We start from the raw sequence: 1,281 nt of genomic DNA, 5'->3' as shown, positions 1-1,281 counted from the left end.
TCAGCCGCAGTAGGACATGCTGGGACAGGACCACCGTGGCACCTCCGTGTCGAACCGGCATTTCCCTACGGAGAGTTGCACGCAGGCCCGCTCACAGACCGGGAGCGGAAGCCCGGCTGTCACACGCCCCAAGGCGCACGCCCTACCCGTGATCGGCTACACCACTCGGCGGGACGCCATCGTCCGCGCAGATGAGCCGGCGAAGGCCAGTGCCGAGATCCTTGAAGCCGTAGGCCTTGTCCCAGCCGCGGGCCTGCAGCCACGGCTCCGCCAGCGCCTTCCATCTGTCGTCGCCCAGATGCTCCTCAGTCCCGCTGGCCAGCCACTTCTCCTGCCACTTCAGGCGCGGGTGCGTGCTGAGCCAGCCGACTACCGCTGTGACCCCGCGTCGGACGCTCGGCAGCGTCTTGGGACGAACCCCCGCACAGAGCATCTCGACCAGATCCTCGGGAGGCTGCTCGGCCGCCGGCCAGGAAGCGGGGTTCGTGGGGGCGGGGTAGCGAGCCCGGAGTGCAGCCTGGCTCTGAGCACCGATGCCGGGCTCCTCGCGCTGCTCTGGCCAGACTCAGCCCGGTGCCGCGGGCGACAGTCCCACGAGGCCCGGCCGTCTTCACTGGGTCACCCGCCCGAATAGCACGTCCAGGCTCTCGGACGAGTAGCCAGGAGCCGGAGGCGGTGCCTGCCGGGCGGCCGCATGCGCCTCCTGCCGGGCAGGATGGGCCATGACGTTCTCAATGACCTCGTCGCCGGTGGGCGTCATATAGAGCTGAGTGGTCGTCACACTTGCGTGACTCATGACCCACTGGACATCGACGAGCGGGATCTTCGGGTCCCGCGACATCCGGTAGGCCGCGGTGTGCCGCAGGTCATGCAGGGTCCAGTTGGAGCCCAGGTCCGCGTTCACGCGCTCGAACATCCGGTGAGCCGCGTGATAGGTCAGCGGCCTCAGCGGCCGACGCAGGGTCCACCACAGCGGCAGGGATCGCCCCTTCGGCAGCTGACCGCGCAGCTCGGACTGGTAGAGCCGCAGCCAGACGAACGCATCCGGCGATGCGGGCAGCGGCTACACTGCCCCCGTGCCCTTGCGAACCACGCTGATCAGCTGCTGCCCCGGGTCAGCATCGCAGAAGCGGGCCCCCAGCAGCTCAGAGGCACGGGCCCCAGTGGACACCCAAAACGCCACTAGCCTCGCCGTTTCACTTGGGTACGGCCGGCTATGGGGCGGAAACGCGAAAGTGCCTTCCTGAGCTGCAACGATGAACCTTGTTGGGGGGTTCTGTC

The 1,281-nt window shown here is 68.4% G+C and carries 1 protein-coding gene; it reads right to left on the bottom strand.

What is annotated here, in order from left to right; all coding sequences use genetic code 11:
* Nucleotides 1-610: 610 nt before the first annotated feature.
* Nucleotides 611-949, bottom strand: coding sequence for a site-specific integrase (locus IF89_RS48810; protein ID WP_324605415.1), 339 nt, complete (start codon nucleotides 947-949; stop codon nucleotides 611-613).
* Nucleotides 950-1,281: the final 332 nt, after the last annotated feature.

The sequence above is a fragment of the Streptomyces sp. NRRL F-2664 genome, from assembly GCF_000719345.1.
In the GTDB taxonomy this organism is placed as follows: domain Bacteria; phylum Actinomycetota; class Actinomycetes; order Streptomycetales; family Streptomycetaceae; genus Streptomyces.
Note: the sequence above shows the minus strand (reverse complement) of the source record. Positions and strands in the feature narration are given on the sequence as shown.